At 62.2% G+C, this 16,857-nt stretch carries 18 protein-coding genes; 8 read left to right on the forward strand and 10 right to left on the reverse strand.

What is annotated here, in order from left to right; translation table 11 throughout:
• The coding region (locus HYE77_RS06335) for a DUF523 domain-containing protein (protein WP_177068661.1) at nucleotides 1-489 on the reverse strand (489 nt) is incomplete at its 3' end.
• A gap of 2 nt (nucleotides 490-491) precedes the next feature.
• Nucleotides 492-1,124, reverse strand: coding sequence for a 2OG-Fe(II) oxygenase (locus tag HYE77_RS06340; RefSeq protein WP_003213854.1), 633 nt, complete (start codon nucleotides 1,122-1,124; stop codon nucleotides 492-494).
• A 131-nt stretch (nucleotides 1,125-1,255) separates the two neighbouring features.
• On the opposite strand from HYE77_RS06340, the gene HYE77_RS06345 reads away from it, so the two are divergent.
• Entirely contained in the window at nucleotides 1,256-2,008 is a 753-nt protein-coding gene (locus tag HYE77_RS06345; RefSeq protein WP_008438922.1) for a DUF2059 domain-containing protein, read from the forward strand.
• 104 nt (nucleotides 2,009-2,112) lie between these two features.
• Here the strand turns inward: HYE77_RS06345 and HYE77_RS06350 are convergent, their stop codons facing one another.
• Complete coding sequence (locus HYE77_RS06350) at nucleotides 2,113-3,054, reverse strand: alpha/beta hydrolase (protein ID WP_102604100.1); 942 nt, start codon at nucleotides 3,052-3,054, stop codon at nucleotides 2,113-2,115.
• Nucleotides 3,055-3,165: 111 nt separating this feature from the next.
• On the opposite strand from HYE77_RS06350, the gene HYE77_RS06355 reads away from it, so the two are divergent.
• From HYE77_RS06355 to HYE77_RS06370, 4 genes are all read left to right on the forward strand, one after another.
• Nucleotides 3,166-3,750, forward strand: coding sequence for a DUF6436 domain-containing protein (locus tag HYE77_RS06355; protein WP_003213861.1), 585 nt, complete (start codon nucleotides 3,166-3,168; stop codon nucleotides 3,748-3,750).
• A gap of 107 nt (nucleotides 3,751-3,857) precedes the next feature.
• Entirely contained in the window at nucleotides 3,858-4,214 is a 357-nt protein-coding gene (locus tag HYE77_RS06360) for an EamA family transporter (protein WP_003213864.1), read from the forward strand.
• Nucleotides 4,214-4,627 (forward strand): multidrug efflux SMR transporter, encoded by a 414-nt coding sequence (locus HYE77_RS06365; protein WP_003213866.1) that lies wholly within the window; start codon nucleotides 4,214-4,216, stop codon nucleotides 4,625-4,627. The genes HYE77_RS06360 and HYE77_RS06365 overlap by 1 nt, the downstream gene beginning before the upstream one ends.
• The gene (locus HYE77_RS06370) at nucleotides 4,624-5,850 is read left to right on the forward strand and encodes a DegT/DnrJ/EryC1/StrS family aminotransferase (RefSeq protein ID WP_177068571.1); all 1,227 of its coding nucleotides are present in this window, start codon (nucleotides 4,624-4,626) and stop codon (nucleotides 5,848-5,850) included. The genes HYE77_RS06365 and HYE77_RS06370 overlap by 4 nt, the downstream gene beginning before the upstream one ends.
• Here HYE77_RS06370 and HYE77_RS06375 read toward each other — a convergent pair.
• Both HYE77_RS06375 and HYE77_RS06380 read right to left on the reverse strand, forming a co-directional pair.
• Nucleotides 5,847-6,722 carry a hypothetical protein gene (locus HYE77_RS06375; protein ID WP_003213870.1) on the reverse strand — a complete coding sequence of 292 codons (876 nt, stop codon included), beginning with the start codon at nucleotides 6,720-6,722 and terminating at the stop codon, nucleotides 5,847-5,849. The genes HYE77_RS06370 and HYE77_RS06375 overlap by 4 nt on opposite strands.
• On the reverse strand, nucleotides 6,719-7,804 hold the full coding sequence (locus HYE77_RS06380) for a GNAT family N-acetyltransferase (protein WP_177041145.1): 1,086 nt from the start codon (nucleotides 7,802-7,804) through the stop codon (nucleotides 6,719-6,721). Before HYE77_RS06380 ends, HYE77_RS06375 begins: the two co-directional genes overlap by 4 nt.
• Before the next feature lie 239 nt (nucleotides 7,805-8,043).
• On the opposite strand from HYE77_RS06380, the gene HYE77_RS06385 reads away from it, so the two are divergent.
• A complete protein-coding gene (locus HYE77_RS06385) occupies nucleotides 8,044-10,407 on the forward strand; it encodes a penicillin acylase family protein (RefSeq protein ID WP_177068572.1) in 2,364 nt (787 codons plus the stop codon).
• A 131-nt stretch (nucleotides 10,408-10,538) separates the two neighbouring features.
• Here HYE77_RS06385 and HYE77_RS06390 read toward each other — a convergent pair whose 3' ends face one another.
• Complete coding sequence (locus tag HYE77_RS06390; RefSeq protein ID WP_177068573.1) at nucleotides 10,539-11,441, reverse strand: AraC family transcriptional regulator; 903 nt, start codon at nucleotides 11,439-11,441, stop codon at nucleotides 10,539-10,541.
• Between the two features lie 99 nt (nucleotides 11,442-11,540).
• Here HYE77_RS06390 and HYE77_RS06395 point away from each other — a divergent pair, with 99 nt between their 5' ends.
• Nucleotides 11,541-11,894, forward strand: a complete 354-nt coding sequence (locus tag HYE77_RS06395) for a carboxymuconolactone decarboxylase family protein (RefSeq protein WP_003176771.1) — start codon at nucleotides 11,541-11,543, stop codon at nucleotides 11,892-11,894.
• On the opposite strand, the gene HYE77_RS06400 is transcribed toward HYE77_RS06395, so the two are convergent.
• Nucleotides 11,872-12,837, reverse strand: a complete 966-nt coding sequence (locus tag HYE77_RS06400; RefSeq protein WP_177068574.1) for a GlxA family transcriptional regulator — start codon at nucleotides 12,835-12,837, stop codon at nucleotides 11,872-11,874. The genes HYE77_RS06395 and HYE77_RS06400 overlap by 23 nt on opposite strands.
• 266 nt (nucleotides 12,838-13,103) lie before the next feature.
• On the opposite strand from HYE77_RS06400, the gene HYE77_RS06405 reads away from it, so the two are divergent.
• Nucleotides 13,104-13,745: an HD domain-containing protein gene (locus tag HYE77_RS06405; RefSeq protein ID WP_003213877.1), complete on the forward strand. Its 642-nt coding sequence runs from the start codon at nucleotides 13,104-13,106 to the stop codon at nucleotides 13,743-13,745.
• A gap of 144 nt (nucleotides 13,746-13,889) precedes the next feature.
• Here HYE77_RS06405 and HYE77_RS06410 read toward each other — a convergent pair whose 3' ends face one another.
• Genes HYE77_RS06410 through HYE77_RS06420 form a run of 3 tightly spaced genes read right to left on the reverse strand, consistent with a single transcriptional unit; the run spans nucleotide 13,890 to nucleotide 16,833 of the window.
• Complete coding sequence (locus HYE77_RS06410) at nucleotides 13,890-14,777, reverse strand: ABC transporter permease subunit (protein WP_008438909.1); 888 nt, start codon at nucleotides 14,775-14,777, stop codon at nucleotides 13,890-13,892.
• Entirely contained in the window at nucleotides 14,774-15,694 is a 921-nt protein-coding gene (locus HYE77_RS06415; RefSeq protein ID WP_003213882.1) for an ABC transporter permease subunit, read from the reverse strand. The genes HYE77_RS06410 and HYE77_RS06415 overlap by 4 nt, the downstream gene beginning before the upstream one ends.
• Nucleotides 15,691-16,833, reverse strand: a complete 1,143-nt coding sequence (locus tag HYE77_RS06420) for an ABC transporter ATP-binding protein (RefSeq protein ID WP_003195240.1) — start codon at nucleotides 16,831-16,833, stop codon at nucleotides 15,691-15,693. The genes HYE77_RS06415 and HYE77_RS06420 overlap by 4 nt, the downstream gene beginning before the upstream one ends.
• Between the last annotated feature and the right edge of the window lie 24 nt (nucleotides 16,834-16,857).

A 16,857-nucleotide genomic window follows, 5' to 3' on the forward strand; every position in this document is an offset into this window, starting at 1 on the left:
CGGGCTTGAGCATTTTGCCAGGGCCGCTGCCGCTTCGGGCAATTCCAGCTCACTGAACACCTGCACCCCATGGCGCTTGAGCAAGGCCGCCGTCACGCCTTCGCCCGTGACCTTCACGCCGGTGAAGGTACCGTCATAGGTCAGCAGATTGCCGCACGACGGGCTGTTGGCCTTGAGTACGGCGACGCGGATATTGTGACGCTGTACCAGCGCCAATGCCTGGCGGGCGCCATCGAGGAAGGCTTCGCTGAAGTCTTCCCCCTGGGCCGTCAGCACCTGGGCGCGGCCTTCCCACACGTCAATCCCCTGCCCGCCCGGGATTTCGGCAGACGGCCGTGGCGTCGGCAAGCCACCCGCCACTTCCGGGCACACGGCAACCACCCGGCCTTCGGCCTGCCACGCGGCCAATTGATCGAAAGGCCCGCTGGCCCCTCCGTCGTAGCGTACCCGGTGCCCCAGCAGGCAGCGGCTGACCAGAATCTTTTGCATCATCAAAACGGCTCGTTGCCCCGCCGGCGAAACCAGCCGGTGAGGGACAGGCGTTCGCGGGTGGCGGGCATGACTTCATGGGGGATTTCCCCCGACAGGAATACCACCAGGCAACCGCCGGTGGGCACCACATCGTATTCGACGTCGCCCTTGAGGTACATGCGCAACTGGCCGCCATGTTCCGGCAGCCAGGCGTTGTTCAAGTAGATCACCGCCGACACCATGCGCCGGTCGTCATCGCGAAAACGGTCCACATGCTTGAGGTAAAACGCCCCCGGCGGGTACATCGCGAAGTGGCTTTCGAAGTCTTCCAGGCCCAGGAACAGGCCACGGTTCATCGCCACCCGCAGGCTGTCCATCAGCTCCAGGTAGTTATCGCAGGCCACCACCTCGCCCGGCTCCAGCCACTGGATATGGTCACCCCGGATGCCCTCGCGAATCTCCTGGGAAGGCCCCCGTCCGACCGCCGCGGGCGCCAATTCACCTTCGGCGGCGCGTTTTTGGCACTCAGCCGCCAGTTCGAGGGTCAGAGCCTCGGGCAGGAAGATATTCTGCTGCGACCAGCCTTGTGCGGCCAGGTCATCGACAATGCGTAACAGCAGCGGGTGATCGGAGGGTATGGGCATGGCGCGCATAGTATCCATACGCCTGTGAATCCGACAGAGCCGCCGAGCGTCTGAATACACTTTAGTCAGGTGACCGATAGGATTTCTCGACAAATCCTACGCCCGACACGGACAATAGTGGCCGACTGACAGGAGTCCATATGCGTCGTTTGTTTTTTTCCTTGCTGATGTTCTGCGTTTTGCCCGCCTGGGCAGACAGCCATGACCAGTTGTACAAGGTCGCCGGCTGGGCAGACCAGCGCGCGCATTTTAATGACGCCCTCAGTGCCGCCCAGCAACGCTACCGCAACAGCCTGCCGCCGGCGGTGTATCAGGCGCTGGTGGACAACAGCAATAAACGCTTCGCGCCCCAGTCGGTAGACCAGCGCGCCGAAGCGCAACTGCGCAAGAATTTGGCGGACCCTAAGCCGGCACTGGCCTTCTTCCAGTCGCCGCTGGGCCGCAAGATTGTCGCCGCCGAGTTGCTGGCCACCCGCCGCGATCAACTGGCGAAGAACGCCCAGGGCTTGCCGCACATGGAAGCCGATGCCACCCGCAGCCTGATCATCGGCCACCTGGCCCAGGCCTTGCCTGCGCGGGAAGCCGGGGCTGAAGTCAGCCTGGCGATTGCCGGCGTGGCGGCCGACAGCTTGAGCCAGATGATCCCCGGGCTGTTGGGCGGAGGCCAGGCGCAGGGCATGTTGAACGGCCAGCGTGAGCGCCTGATGCAGCAGATCGGCAATGATCTGAACAACACGCTGTTGTACGTCTACCGGGATTTGTCCGACCCGGAGCTGGAAGAGTTCGCGACGTTCGCGGAGTCGCCGGAGGGCAAGGCGTACTACAAGGCGGCACTGGCGGCGATTCGCGCCGGGCTGGCGGTCGGCCAAAGCACCTCGAGCCTGGCGCAGTAACCCTGTGGGAGCGGGCTTGCTCGCGAAGACGGTGTGCCAGTCACTGGTTATGCTAACTGATCGACCGCCTTCGCGAGCAAGCCCGCTCCCACATTTGGATTGCGTTATTTCAGGTGGTCGGTGAGAAACCCGAAGTATTGCTGCCGAATCTCCGGAATCTCATTCGCCAAGTGATGTCTGCCGCGCGGCAGCATCAACACCTCCGGTTGGTCGAACTTGCTGCGCAGCACCTTCAGGTTGTGCTGCCAGTCCACCGTCATGTCTTCCTCACCCTGCACGATCAACGGCCGCCGCGTGCTGCGTGGCGCCGCTTCAACACGTTTGATCCAGCGCGCCAGGGCGCCCACCCAGGCAGTCGGCAACTGCCGTGGCTGCAACGGGTCGGCCTCCAGGAACGGCTTGAACTGCGGGTCGTTGGTGTTATCGCTGAAGCGCCGGGCAATGCCTTTGACGAACGGCCGGAGCAGGTAATAACTGAGCTGCGACCAGCCCCAGGCGCGGGGCCGCACCAGCGGTGACAACAGGAACGTCTTGCCCTGGGCCGGGCTGTCGACGCCATGGCTAAGCAGGTGATCCACCACAATCGCGCCGCCGGTGCTTTGCCCGAACAAGTGCCACGGCTGCGGCAACTGCAGCGCCTTGGCCTGTTCAAACAACGCCTGCACCACGTCCTGGTACACCGCAAAGTCATCAATGCTGGCCCGTTCACCGCTGGACAGGCCATGGCCCGGCAAGTCGCAGGCGATCACCACAAAACCCTGGTCCAGCGCCCAGTCCACGGCATGCCGGTACAGGCCCATATGGTCGTAGAAGCCATGGAACAGGAACATCGTCGCCACCGGCACCGGTGGCCACCACACCTGGCAGACCACGTCGAACCCATCCACCGCAAACCGCCCCAGGCGGCTTGTCGCGGGCACCTTGCGGGCAGCGAGGTCCAGGCCGTAGAAGCGCTGGTAGACCCGGGCCTCGGCTGAAAGCGGCTGCGCGTCCACCAGTGGGCGCAAGCTTTCGCGTAGATGATCAGGGTCAAACGTAACGGGCATAAGAACTTCCAGACTGTGGCTTCAACGCATTGAACAGATGAATATCGAGCCGCGATATTCATCTGTCAGGGCAAGCATGGCAAGCTACGCGTCCTCCGAGGATTGATCCAAATGCGACAGCCCTACCGCACCACCCTCTTCGCCAGCCTGATCGTGATCATTTGCGCCGGGGTGTTGTGGGCGGCGTATGACTGGTTCCAGGGACGCTACCTGCGGGCATTCAGTGAGCATACGGCGGTGTTTTCCGGTGACAGCCTGAGCCTGCCGGCCGAGCTTGCCGGCCCGGGCCCGATCCGCCTGGTGCACTTCTGGGACCCCGCCTGCCCGTGCAATGTCGGCAACCAGCAGCACCTTGGCGAGTTGATCGAGCAGTACGCCCCCCAGGGCGTGGAGTTCTATTCCCTGCAGAAAGCCGGCAGCCACGGGCAGTTGCCCGCCACCCTGGGCTCGATGAAGGCCCTCAAGGCCGTGCCCGGTGCCCAGCATCTGCCGGCCAGCCCTGCCGTGGGCATCTGGGACCGCAGCGGCAAGCTGGCGTATTTCGGGCCCTACAGCGAAGGGTTGACGTGTAACTCCAGCAACAGCTTTATCGAGCCGATCCTGCAAGCCCTCGAAGGCGGACGCGAGGTCAATGCGACCCACACCCTGGCGGTCGGCTGTTACTGCGAGTGGAACGGGGAAACGTCTCCACCCTGACCCGGCAAGCTGAACAGAGGCTGTTCGTTCGACAAACTCGAACAACTGTATCGGCACGCTCCTGTATCGTAAGCAACTAGCCGTACAAGCAGACGACACGGGAACACATGAGCCAATTAACCATCATCCTCTGGATACTCAACGTCATCGTTGATACGTCCGGCCAGTTGGCGTTCAAAGCCGCAGCCTCAGCCAGCGCCGAGCATGACGGCATGGCCCACTGGCGCCATATGCTCAAGCGTCCGTGGATCTGGCTGGGCATCATCTGCTATGTGTTCGAATTCGTGCTGTGGCTGGCCTTCCTGACACTGGTGCCGTTGTCGGTCGGGGTGATGCTGGGCTCCATCAATATTGTCGTGATCATGATTGCCGGGCGTTTCCTGTTCAAGGAAAGCCTGAGCAAATGGCGGTTGATCGGCATCATGCTGATCGCCTGTGGCGTGACCGTCGTGGGGTTCGAGTAATGAAACGGTTTTATATCCTGGGTTTTCTGTCGCTGATCATTTTCGATACCTTGGCGCAGGTCAGTTTCAAGTTCGCCTCGATTCATGCCGAACCGCTGACGATGGACGCCGCCTGGTTGATCCGCGTGTTCGGTGCGCCATGGATCTACGGCGCATTCGTGGGCTACATCGGCGCGTTTTTCACCTGGATGACGCTGTTGAAATACGCCCCGGTGGGCCCGGCGTTTGCGGCCTCCCACCTGGAGCTGATCAGCGTGACGCTGATCTCCGTGTGGCTATTCAATGACACCTTGACCCTGCCCAAGGTCGTCGGCGGCGCGCTGATCATTGCGGGCATCCTGTGCCTGGCGCGCAGCGAAGACAAAGAAAGCAAGACCGTCGAGGCCGAACCCTCGCAGACGCTGGCGTCATGACGCCCGTTGTCAGCCAGCGGGAGATTCCGCCAACGGCGGGGCTTCCCCTGCGCTGGCAGGACTTGTTCAACCGCTCGGGCGACCTGGCCCGCGACCTGGCCCGACAGCTCGACATCCCGCTGCCGGCCCTGCCCTGCTCCGGCACCGCCGCGCTGATCATGGCGCTGCGGGTGTTGCAGCAGCGCACGCCGGGGCGCACCGAGCTTATCGTGCCGGCCTATACCTGCCCGCTGGTGGCCCTGGCGGCCCATCACTGCCCGCCTTTGCGCGTGGTGGCGTGCGATCTGCAGCCCGGCAGCATCGACCTGGACGAACACCAGCTGGCGCAGCTGTGCAACCAAAACACCTTGGCGATCGTCGTCACTCACCTGGCCGGGCGTGTGGCGGATGTGGAGGCTGCCAAGCGCATTGCCGAGCCACTCGGCATTGCGGTGATCGAAGACGCCGCCCAGGCCATGGGCGCGCTGGATGATGGAAAAAGCGTCGGACTGAAAGGCGACATCGGCTTTTTCAGCATGGCGCTGGGCAAAGGCCTGACCACGGCTGAAGGCGGTGTGTTGTTCAGCCGGAATCCGGCGCTGCATCAGGCGTTGCACCAGCAATGCCGGCAGGACTTGCCCTTCAGCCTGCGCTGGGAAGTGCAACGCAGCGCCGAGCTGTGGGGCTATGCCGCGGCGTATCAGCCCCGCGGGCTGAAGTACGTGTACGGCAAACCGCTGCGGGCGGCGCTGGCGCGGGGCGATGAAGTGGCGGCGGTGGGCGATGATTTTTCCGTCAACGATATTCCGTTGCACCGGTTGGGCGGCTATCGCCAGAAGGTCGGCGCCGCAGCCCTGGCACGCTTGCCCGAGCATTTGCAGCAAGGCCGCCTGCGGGCCTTGCGTCGCGTGGCGCAGCTGAGCAGCTTGCCCGGCGTGTCGGTGTTGACCGACAGCCCGGGCCAGCAAGGCACCTGGCCGTTCCTGATGGTGGTGATGCCCAGCGCACAAACCCGCGATACCGCGATGGCGCAGCTGTGGACGGCAGGCCTGGGCGTGACCCGCCTGTTCATCCACGTATTGCCGGGCTACCCGGCACTCACCCCGCTGTTACAGCAAGGCGCCGATATCCCCCGCGCGCAAAGCTTCGCCGCCCAGACACTGTCGATCAGCAATAGCCACTGGCTGACGGACGAGCTGTTCGAGCAAGTGCTGGATCATCTGCGGCGGATTCTTAAACGCTAGGCCCAGCTTTGATCGATACGGGTCAACAAGCGCGCATTCAGCTCATTCTGCTGCTGTTGCCAGATCACCACCTGGTTCTCCGGCAGCTCTTCCTGGCCATCCGACGCACTCAGCCAGCGCTTGAACTTGCTCTGGTAGTGGTAGGCGGACACGTCGCCGGTAATGTCCGCGCCAATAATGCTGCCGTGGCAGGCATCGATCAGCGCATTTAAATGCTTCTCCAGAAACTCGCCCTGGTCCCAGTTGGTATTCACCACCTGCGGGCTCAGCACGTCTTTGTCGATGGAGAGATACACCGGCAGCGAAGGGTCGAGCTGCGCCAGGAACGCGCTCATCAACTCGTCCGCGCTGGTGAATGCACGATTGCTGCGGCCTGCGCCGATCCAGTTCAACCAGCGGGTATCGACGTTGGTGTTCCAGTAGGTCAGCTTGCGTTTCACCAGCGGCGACCAGTGATTCTCCCAGGCGTGCTTAAGGGAAATGTCCGGCGAGCCAATGCCCAGCACGTGAACGTGCTCGACCTGCGGCAGGCGGCTGGCCCAGTAGACCCAGGACCCACAATGGATACCAAACGGATAACGCATGTTGTCCGGGTGGTTATCGCAAATGATCAGCTGGATCTTTTGCTGGGTGGGAAGACGGTTCAACAACAGCTGGCTGAGGTGGTGATAATCACCGCTGCCGGTAAACACACAGCCGTAATCGCTGGGCATCTGCGCGTGCAGGGCGCTCTCCAGCTCCTTGAACTGCGCCCAGCGGCAGCCGAAACGGATTTTCTCCTGCCAGGCTTGCAACGGCAGGGTAAGGGCGCCGGGAATGTTATTCACGGCCCCGTCAAAATCGAGGATCAATGCGGGACGGGCCTGGCTCATGCGGTTTGCTCCTGCTGCCACTGGGTATCGCTTTCAAAATGGTGCCGGAAACGGTTCATCACTTTGCGCAGCAGCGGGTTCCTCACCCACACCAGATGGCGGGTAAACGTGAACTTGGCGCCGAGGCTGGACTTGACCTGTGGGTCGGTCCACCCCGCGACATAAAACTGCAGGCCCTTTTCCAGGGCGAACTCCAGGTTCACAAACCAGCTGACGAAGTACAGGTTGTGCTCCAGCGCCAGCGGGTAGTTCAGGCCGATGTACTTGTCGAGCAACTTGCCGTCTTGCTGGTAGCACAGGTTATAGCCAACCAGTTCGTCCTCGTCCCAGTAGCAGAACACATGCCCGCCGCTGTCGGCATCGGTGAGCAACTGGATGAAGAATTCGGGCGTGAGCAAGTCGAAGTGGATTTCGCTCTGTGCGTACACCGCCTTGTACAGCCGATACAGTTCCTGCTGCCATTGCTCATCGCTGAAGCGGGCATCGCCGGTGTCCAGGATCTCGATGCGCAGCTCATCACGGCTGCGTAGCTTGCGGCGGATATTGCGGCGACGGCTGTGGGACAACCGCGACAGATACTCATCCGTCGAGCTGAAGTCGATCGGTACATAGGCCAGCGCCTGGCCCTCTACATTGATGAATCCGCGCTGGGTGCAGGCCTCGATCAACGCGTGTGCGTAGCGATTGTCCTCAACGCTGAGCAGCGGAGAATCCAGCGGCACATCCTTGACGATGGTGAGCTTGCGTTGCGGTGCACACTCCTGTTGCAGCCATTGCGCCATGTCCTGTGGCGGTACGTTCAGCGGGAACGGGGAATATTCGCTGACCGTGGTGCCGATAAAACAGGTGTCGATATGCAGCCATGACTGCCACAAACGGTACCCCGGCCAACTGCGCAGGCGGCTACGCAGCTCATCGTCGGCGGTGGTCTGCAGGTCGAACCGGGTGAAAAAGTACGGCAGTCCCTGTGCTGACAGCTGGGCAGTGAAGCCCGCCGGCGGGTATCGCAAAAAATTGCTGATCAGCGATGGCGTTTCCATGCAGCAGGCATAAGGCACCTGTGCACGGCTGGGATCTGTCATAAATTGCATTCCGAAAGTGATAGCAAAGGCGCGCCCGGATGACGGGGTGAATCATCGCGCCGCTGGTTTCATGTAACAGAGTAAACATAATACTCCGCCCACCCGCGGCCCACTTCAGAACCCCCACTTCATGCAGCTCAGGTTCAGGGAGCACGAACCCGAGAGCATTTTCCGCAGCGCTCGCCAAACCCACTAAACTGCCCGAATCTTCACGGTGACCGACTAATAAGGGACAACCCATGAAACGCATCCTGACCGCGCTGGCCATCCTGCTCGTAGCCCTTATGGTTGGCGCCGGCTGGTACGTGTACAGCAAGCAGCCGACCCGCCAGGGCACGGTGGAGCTGGCCCATCTGCAAGGTTCGGTCACGGTGCGCTACGACGACCGAGGCGTGCCGCATATCCGCGCCGAGAACGAGACTGACCTGTACCGTGCCCTCGGCTACGTACATGCCCAGGACCGGTTGTTCCAGATGGAGATCATGCGGCGCCTGTCCCGTGGCGAGCTGGCCGAGGTGCTGGGGCCCAAGCTGCTGGAGACCGACAAGCTATTTCGCAGCCTGCGCATTCGCGAGCGCGCCTTGAGCTACGTCGAGCACATGGACCATGAGTCTGCGTCCTGGAAGGCCCTGCAAGCCTACCTGGACGGGGTCAACCAGTATCAGGACAGCCACGCCAAACCCATGGAGTTCGACGTACTGGGCATCCCCAAGCGCCCGTTCACCGCCGAAGACACCATCAGCGTCGCCGGCTACCTGGCCTACAGCTTTGCCGCAGCCTTCCGCACCGAACCCTTGCTGACCTACGTACGCGATCAGTTGGGCAACGACTACCTGAAGGTCTTCGACCTCGACTGGCAGCCCAAGGGCGCGCTGAACCTGGCGGCCGGTGACTGGAAAGACCTCGGCGCCATTGCCCAGTTGAGCGAACAGGCCATGGCCGACAACGGCCTGCCGCAGTTCGAAGGCAGCAACGCCTGGGCCATCAGCGGCAGCCGCACCAAGAGCGGCAAACCGTTGCTGGCGGGTGACCCGCATATCCGTTTCTCGGTGCCGTCGGTGTGGTACGAGGCGCAGCTGTCGGCGCCGGGCTTCGAGCTGTACGGTTATCACAACGCGCTGGTGCCGGTGGCGTTCCTGGGCCACAACAAGGATTTCGGCTGGAGCCTGACCATGTTCCAGAACGATGACCTCGACCTGATCGCCGAGAAGGTCAACCCGGACAACCCCAACCAGGTCTGGTACCACGACAAGTGGGTGGACATGACCAGCAGCGAGCAACAGATCGCGGTCAAGGGCCAGGACCCGGTAACCCTGACCCTGCGCACCTCGCCCCACGGTCCGATCATCAATGACGTGCTCGGCGAGAATGCCGGCAAGACGCCGATTGCCATGTGGTGGGCATTCCTGGATACCGAAAACCCGATCCTCGACGGTTTCTATCAGCTCAACCGTGCCGATACCCTCGCCAAAGCGCGTGCGGCGGCGGCCAAGGTCCAGGCGCCTGGCTTGAACATCGTATGGGCCAATGCCAAGGGCGATATCGGCTGGTGGGCGGCAGCGCAATTGCCGATCCGCCCGGCCGGGGTCAACCCGGGCTTTATCCTCGACGGCAGTACCGCCCAGGCGGACAAGCTCGGTTTCTACCCATTCAGCGCCAACCCCCAGGAAGAAAACCCGGCCCGCGGATATGTTGTGTCCGCCAATGCCCAGCCGGCGTCACCCACCGGCATGCCGATCCCCGGGTATTACAACCTGGCAGACCGTGGCCAGCAGTTGAACGCGCAACTGAGCGACAACAGCGTGAAATGGGACGTGGACAACAGCCAGGCCTTGCAGCTCGGCACCACCACCGCCTACGGCCCACGGCTGCTGGCACCGCTGCTGCCGGTGCTGCGTGAGGTGGTCAAGGACCCGGCGCAGTTAAAGCTGGTGGAGCAACTGGCAGCCTGGAAAGGCGATTACCCGCTGGACTCCACCAGTGCCACGCTGTTCAACCAGTTCCTGTTCAACCTCACTGACGCGGTGTTCCACCCGAAACTGGGCGATGGGATGTTCAAGACCTTGCTCACCACTCGGGTAGTGGACGCAGCCTTGCCGCGCCTGGCCGCTTCAGCGGATTCGCCGTGGTGGGATGGCCACCGCGCCGAGACCGTCAAGCTTGCCTGGGACAACAGCCTGCAACACCTCAAGGCGACCTTTGGTGAGGATCCATCGCAGTGGCAATGGGGCAAGGCCCACACCCTGACCCACGGCCATCCACTGGGCTCGCAGAAGCCGTTGGACAAGATCGTCAACGTAGGCCCGTTTGCCGCTCCCGGCACCCATGAAGTGCCCAACAACCAATCCGCACAGATCGGCCCGGCGCCGTGGCCGGTGACGTACGGGCCGTCGACCCGACGCCTGATTGATTTCGCCGATGCCGCACATGGGCTGACCATCAACCCGGTCGGGCAGAGTGGTGTGCCGTTCGACAAGCACTATTCCGATCAGGCGGAGACGTACATCGAAGGCGGGTATGAGCAGGCGCATTTTAATGATGAGGAAGTGACGGCGAATACTCGTAGTACGCTCAAGCTGTTGCCGGCCCGGACACCGCAATAACTGAAGAAACAAAAAACCAATGTGGGAGCGGGCTTGCTCGCGAATGCGGTGGATCAGTCAATACATCTGGTGACTGACACTCCGCATTCGCGAGCAAGCCCGCTCCCACATTTTGATTTGCGTTGTTGCTTCTAGCGGGTACGCAGCCGCCCCGGCGCCTCACCGTAGGTTTCCTTGAATTTCTTGCTGAACGCCGCCTGGGATTGATACCCCGCCCGAGCGGCAATATCCGTCAGGCTCAGCCGCGACTGATGCAGCAGGTTGAACGCCAGCTCCATGCGCAACTGCGTCAGCAACACCCACGGCGACACGCCCGCCACTTTGACAAACCCACGCATGAAGGTCGCCCGGGACATCGACGCGGCGCTGGCCAGGCTGTCGATGGTCCACTCATGCCCGGGATCCGCCAGCATCGCCTGCCAGGCCTTGCCCAGGCGTTTGTCGGTCAACAAGGCAAAGGTGCCCGCCACCGGCGCTTGCTGCGTCAGCCATGCCCGCAGGATCAGGGTGAACAACGCCGACGACAGCGCATCAATGAAAAACCGCGCCCCCAGCCGCTGCCCGTCCGCCTCGCTGCGCAACAGTGCGATCAATGCCGCCAGCTGCCCATCGGCCTGCCATTGCCGGCTGGACACCACCAGGTAGTCCGGCAACGCACTGAACAGCAACGACTGGCGGTTGTAGCGAAAGCTGCCGCAGAGCATGTCCACGTCCGGCTGCTCACCGCCCAGGCGATGGATCGGCAGCAAGCCGCCTTCGATCACGGTCTGCGCCACCGGCTTTACCCGCGCGCCCTGGCTGCGCACCAGGTGCGTCGCGCCACCGGGCATCAACAGGATGTTGCCCTCCTCCAACGTCACCTGCTGCCCGCCGGACAATTCGGCGCGGCAGGTGCCCGCCAGCACAATGTGATACGGCGCCACGCCCAGCGGCTCGGGCTCGTGGTCCATGGCCCAGGCGCCCTGGAACTGGCAACGCAGGTCCAGGCTGCCCTGCAGGTTGGCCAACGCGATGAGGGTGTCGATGGAGTTCATTTGCGAGCATCGGTCAAAAAGGTGAGTGGATCGAACAAAAGCGCCAAACCTGAACCGCGCACACTGGCTTCACACCCAACCCGTTCAGGAGTTAACACGATGTTCAATAACTGGTCCGACTTGCTGCCTACCGTGAAGAAAGCCTTTGGCGCGCTGGGCAAGAGCAACCCGAAGATGGTCAAAGCCTACATGGCGCTGGGGGAAGCAGCCGAGGAAAATAACGTCCTGGATGCCAAGACCCGCGAGCTGATTTCCATCGCCGTGGCCATCACCACCCGCTGTGACGGCTGCATCGGCGTGCATGCCGACGCGGCGATCAAGGCCGGCGCCACCCGCGAAGAAGTGGCCGCGACCCTGGCCACCGCGATCTCGCTGAATGCCGGCGCGGCGTATATCTACTCGCTGCGCGCCCTGGAAGCCTATGACACGCTCAAACCGGCGCCGCAAAATTAAGCCGGAATTGTTGCGGCGTCACGCCCAGCCGGCGATTGAACACACTGCGCATGTGCTGGGCGTCGCGAAAGCCGCATTGATACGCCACGGTCTTGAGCGGTGCGTGGGTGCTTTCGAGCATCACCCGCGCCGCATCCACCCGCGCCCGCTCGACGAACTCCGCCGGAGTGATCTGCGCCTCCCGGGCAAATACCCGCGAGAAGTTGCGCGCGCTCATGTTGGCGGCTTTGGCCAGGTCGGCGATGGTCAGGTCGCCCGTCAGGTTGGCCAATACATACAGCTGCACCAGCGCCACCGCCGAGGTGGCTTGCGCGTGGGGTGTCAGGAACGGGCTGAACTGCGACTGCCCGCCGGAACGCTGGGTGAACACCACCAGGCGCTTGGCCACGCTGAGGGCGACTTCCGGGCCGTGGTCCTGGGCCAGCAGGTACAGCGACAGGTCGATGCCCGCCGTCACCCCGGCCGAGGTGTAGAGGTTGCCGTCCTGCACATAGAGGCGGTCGGCTTCGACCTGGGCCGATGGGCATAAGGCGGCCAGATCGGCAGCGTCGCCCCAGTGGGTGGTGACGGTGCGCCCGTCCAGCAACCCGGCGCGGGCGAGCATGAAGGCGCCGTTACAGATGGAGCCGAAACGTTTCGCTCGCGCGCTGGCGTCACGCAGCCATTGATTGAACACCGGGCCGAAATCCTCGAAGGGCAACTGCGGCCCGCCGGCCATCAATAGTAAATCGTAGGGCTCGACGGCCTCGCTGAAATGCCGGTGTGCCTGCAAGGACAAGCCGTTGGAACAGGCCATGTTGCCGTGCCCCAGGCCAATCACCTCCAACTGGTAATGCGCCTCGGGCGGCAGAAAACGGTTGGCCTCGCAGAACACATCTAGGGGCCCGGTCACGTCCAGTGACTGGACGCCGGGGAAGATCAGGATGGCGACGGTTTTGCCCATGAGCAGGAACACCTTTTTCTAACTGAATAAACACAACCCTTGTAGGAGCTGGCTTGCCGGCGATGCAGACACCTCGGTGTAGCAGGTATACCGAGGTGATGCTATCGCAGGCAAGCCAGCTCCTACATTTGATCGCGCATAGCCTTGGCGCGATATCGCGGCACATTGGCCGGGATCGCATCCTCGCCGCGATGGCCCCTTCGCGGGCGCGCGACCAGACTGGACTCATCGGCGCCAACCCCGGCGCTTTCTTGAGGAGAACGACCATGAGCACCACCATCGCCGGCATCAAGATCCCGGACAGCGCCCTGGCCAAGGCCACCACCGAATACATCCGCGACATCGAATCCGACCTGTTGTACCACCACTCCCGCCGGGTGTTCCTGTTCGGCGCATTGAGCGGCGAGCGCCAGCAGTTGGCCTATAACCCGGAGTTGCTGTACGTCGGCGCGATGTTCCACGACCTGGGCCTGGTGGAAGGTCACCGCAGTGACGACGAACGCTTTGAAGTGGACGGCGCCAACGCGGCGGCGGACTTTCTCAAGCCTTACGGGTTGAGCGATGACGACATCGAACAGGTGTGGTTGTCCATCGCCCTGCACACCACACCGGGGGTGCCCAAGCACTTGCGTCCAACCGTGGCGTTGGTGACGGCGGGCGTGGAAATGGACGTGCTGGGAATGGAGTACGCGGCGTTTACCAGCGTGCAGCGCGAAGCGGTGGTGCATGCGCATCCACGGGGTGAAGGGTTCAAGGAGTGCATCATCTGCGCGTTTGCCGACGGCCTGCGCCATCGCCCGCAGACCACGTTTGGCAACGTGAAGACCGATGTGCTGGTGGATCAGGAGCCGGGGTTCAAGCCGATGAATTTCGTCGAGGTGATTCGCAAGTCGCCTTGGACTGCTTAACCCGAATTGGAATGCAATCAAAATGTGGGAGCGGGCTTGCTCGCGAAGGCAGTGGATCAGTCAATACATCCGGTGACTGACACTGCGCTTTCGCGAGCAAGCCCGCTCCCACATTTTTGATCCGGTTTCTTCAGGGCTACCTGATTAGACCGGTGCTGGAGCCCGACGCGAATCCGCCGGCTTCTCCCAACCATCCGCAGCCGCTTCTTCAATCGCCTGCTGGATCGCTTTCTTGCGGTGCTCTTCCGCACGACGGCTGAAGAACCACACCAGGAAGGTCACGATCGACACCGCCAACAGAATCAGGCTGGCCACGGCGTTGATCTCGGGTTTAACCCCCAGGCGAACCGCCGAGAACACTTCCATCGGCAACGTGGTCGAACCCGGCCCAGACACGAAGCTGGCCAACACCAGGTCATCCAGCGACAGCGCGAACGACATCATGCCGCCCGCCGCCAGCGACGGCGCGATCATCGGGATGGTGATCAGGAAGAACACCTTCCACGGCCGCGCACCCAGGTCCATGGCTGCCTCTTCAATCGACAGGTCCAGCTCACGCAAGCGCGCCGACACCACCACCGCCACATACGCCGAACAGAACGTGGTGTGGGCGATCCAGATGGTCACCAGGCCACGTTCCTGCGGCCAGCCGATCATCTGCGCCATGGCCACGAACAGCAGCAACAGCGACAGGCCGGTGATCACTTCCGGCATCACCAGCGGCGCCGTCACCAGGCCGCCGAACAGCGTGCGGCCCTTGAACTGGCTGATGCGCGTCAGCACGAACGCCGCCAATGTACCGAGTGCCACCGCCGCAATCGCGGTGTAGCAGGCGATTTCCAGGGAGCGGCCGACCGAGCCCATCAACTGGGTGTTGTCCAACAGGCCCACATACCACTTGATCGACCAACCGCCCCACACCGTCACCAGTTTGGATTCGTTGAACGAGTAGATCACCAGGATCAGCATCGGCAGGTAGATGAACAGCAACCCCGCCACCAGCATGAAGCTTGAGAAACTGACGCGCTTCATATCTTGCCCTCCATCTCTTTGGCTTGGCTGCGGTTGAACAGGATGATCGGCACGATCAGGATCGCCAGCATCACCACCGCCAGGGCAGACGCCACCGGCCAGTCACGGTTGTTGAAAAATTCTTGCCACAACACTTTACCGATCATCAGGGTTTCCGGACCGCCCAGCAGTTCGGGGATCACGAACTCGCCCACCACCGGGATAAACACCAGCATGCAGCCGGCGATGATGCCGTTCTTGGACAGCGGCACGGTGATTTTCCAGAAGCTGTTGAAGGTGCTCGAACCCAGGTCCGACGCGGCTTCCAGCAGGCTCTGGTCGTGCTTCACCAGGTTGGCGTACAGCGGCAGGATCATGAACGGCAGGTACGAATAGACCACGCCGATATACACCGCGATGTTGGTGTTGAGGATCTGCAGCGGTTCGTTGATCAACCCGATGGACATCAGGAAGCCGTTGAGCAACCCGTTGTTGCTGAGGATGCCCATCCACGCATAGACCCGGATCAGGATCGCAGTCCAGGTCGGCATCATGATCAGCAGCACCAGCACGGTCTGGATTTCCTTGCGTGCGCTGGCAATGGCGTAGGCCATCGGGTAGCCGATCAGCAGGCAGAGGATGGTGCTGAAAAACGCCATCTTCAGCGAGCCCAGGTACGCCGCGATGTACAACTCGTCATCGCCCAGCATCCCGTAGTTGGCCAGGTTCAGCACCAACTGCAGTTTCTGTTCAACGAAGGTGTAGATCTCGGTGTAAGGCGGGATCGCTACGTCGGCTTCGGCAAAGCTGATCTTCAAGACGATGAAGAACGGCAGCATGAAGAACAGGAACAACCAGAGGAAAGGGATCCCGATGACCACATGCCGGCCACCGGGGGTTATTCGTTGCAGCTGGCGTTTGAACTTCTTCATGTTCATGAGCGAAGTACCACGCCGCTGTCGTCTTCCCACCACACGTACACCTGGTCGCCCCAGGTAGGGCGCTGGCCACGGCGTTCGGCGTTGGCCACGAAGGATTGCACCAGCTTGCCGCTCGGCAATTCGACGTAGAACACCGAATGGCCGCCGAGGTAGGCGATGTCGTGCACCTTGCCGCTGGACCAGTTGTGCTCGCAGGTCGGCATTTCGGTGGTCACCAGCAGCTTTTCAGGGCGGATGGCGTAGGTCACCGACTTGTCTTCCACCGAAGTGGCGATGCCGTAGCCGACGTAGATATCGCGGTCCAGGTCCGGGCACTTGAGTACCGCGTGGCCTTCGGCGTCATCCACCACCTGGGTGTCGAAGATGTTGACGTTGCCGATGAACTCGCACACCAGGCGGCTGGTCGGCGTTTCATAGATGTCGATCGGGCTGCCGATCTGGGCGATCCAGCCCAGGTGCATGATCGCGATGCGCTCGGCCATGGTCATGGCTTCTTCCTGGTCGTGGGTCACCATCACGCAGGTCACGCCCACGCGCTCGATGATCTCCACCAGCTCCAGTTGCATCTGCGAACGCAGCTTCTTGTCGAGTGCGCCCATCGGCTCATCGAGCAGCAGCAGTTTCGGACGCTTGGCCAGGGAACGCGCCAGCGCCACCCGCTGACGCTGGCCGCCGGACAGCTGGTGCGGCTTGCGTTTGGCGTACTGGCTCATCTGCACCAGCTTGAGCATCTCGGCCACGCGGGCGTCGACCTCGGCCTTGGGGATCTTGTCCTGCTGCAGGCCAAACGCGATGTTCTGGGCCACGGTCATGTGGGGGAACAAGGCGTAGGACTGGAACATCATGTTGATCGGCCGCTCGTACGGCGGCATGTCGGTGATGTCCACACCGTCGAGGTAAATGCGTCCTTCCGTTGGGCGCTCGAAGCCTGCGAGCATGCGCAGCAAGGTGGATTTGCCCGAACCCGATCCGCCGAGCAAGGCGAAGATTTCGCCTTTCTTGATTTCCAGGGACACATCGTCCACCGCAATCGTCTCGTCGAACTTCTTCGTGACCCGGTCGATTTTGACCAGCACCTTTTTCGGTGTCTGGTCGCCCTCGAGGGCTTTCTTATAGGCGCCGGAGGCAACTGCCATTTACGAAACTCCCAGAATAAAAAG

Origin of the sequence: Pseudomonas sp. IPO3774 (assembly GCF_013386835.1) — a bacterium.
GTDB lineage: Bacteria > Pseudomonadota > Gammaproteobacteria > Pseudomonadales > Pseudomonadaceae > Aquipseudomonas.

Coding starts and splice junctions, on each gene's coding strand:
- HYE77_RS06340 (WP_003213854.1), bottom strand. CDS start 1,124: ATGCGCGCCATGCCCATACCCTCCGATCACCCGCTGCTGTTACGCATT.
- HYE77_RS06345 (WP_008438922.1), top strand. CDS start 1,256: ATGCGTCGTTTGTTTTTTTCCTTGCTGATGTTCTGCGTTTTGCCCGCC.
- HYE77_RS06350 (WP_102604100.1), bottom strand. CDS start 3,054: ATGCCCGTTACGTTTGACCCTGATCATCTACGCGAAAGCTTGCGCCCA.
- HYE77_RS06355 (WP_003213861.1), top strand. CDS start 3,166: ATGCGACAGCCCTACCGCACCACCCTCTTCGCCAGCCTGATCGTGATC.
- HYE77_RS06360 (WP_003213864.1), top strand. CDS start 3,858: ATGAGCCAATTAACCATCATCCTCTGGATACTCAACGTCATCGTTGAT.
- HYE77_RS06365 (WP_003213866.1), top strand. CDS start 4,214: ATGAAACGGTTTTATATCCTGGGTTTTCTGTCGCTGATCATTTTCGAT.
- HYE77_RS06370 (WP_177068571.1), top strand. CDS start 4,624: ATGACGCCCGTTGTCAGCCAGCGGGAGATTCCGCCAACGGCGGGGCTT.
- HYE77_RS06375 (WP_003213870.1), bottom strand. CDS start 6,722: ATGAGCCAGGCCCGTCCCGCATTGATCCTCGATTTTGACGGGGCCGTG.
- HYE77_RS06380 (WP_177041145.1), bottom strand. CDS start 7,804: ATGACAGATCCCAGCCGTGCACAGGTGCCTTATGCCTGCTGCATGGAA.
- HYE77_RS06385 (WP_177068572.1), top strand. CDS start 8,044: ATGAAACGCATCCTGACCGCGCTGGCCATCCTGCTCGTAGCCCTTATG.
- HYE77_RS06390 (WP_177068573.1), bottom strand. CDS start 11,441: ATGAACTCCATCGACACCCTCATCGCGTTGGCCAACCTGCAGGGCAGC.
- HYE77_RS06395 (WP_003176771.1), top strand. CDS start 11,541: ATGTTCAATAACTGGTCCGACTTGCTGCCTACCGTGAAGAAAGCCTTT.
- HYE77_RS06400 (WP_177068574.1), bottom strand. CDS start 12,837: ATGGGCAAAACCGTCGCCATCCTGATCTTCCCCGGCGTCCAGTCACTG.
- HYE77_RS06405 (WP_003213877.1), top strand. CDS start 13,104: ATGAGCACCACCATCGCCGGCATCAAGATCCCGGACAGCGCCCTGGCC.
- HYE77_RS06410 (WP_008438909.1), bottom strand. CDS start 14,777: ATGAAGCGCGTCAGTTTCTCAAGCTTCATGCTGGTGGCGGGGTTGCTG.
- HYE77_RS06415 (WP_003213882.1), bottom strand. CDS start 15,694: ATGAACATGAAGAAGTTCAAACGCCAGCTGCAACGAATAACCCCCGGT.
- HYE77_RS06420 (WP_003195240.1), bottom strand. CDS start 16,833: ATGGCAGTTGCCTCCGGCGCCTATAAGAAAGCCCTCGAGGGCGACCAG.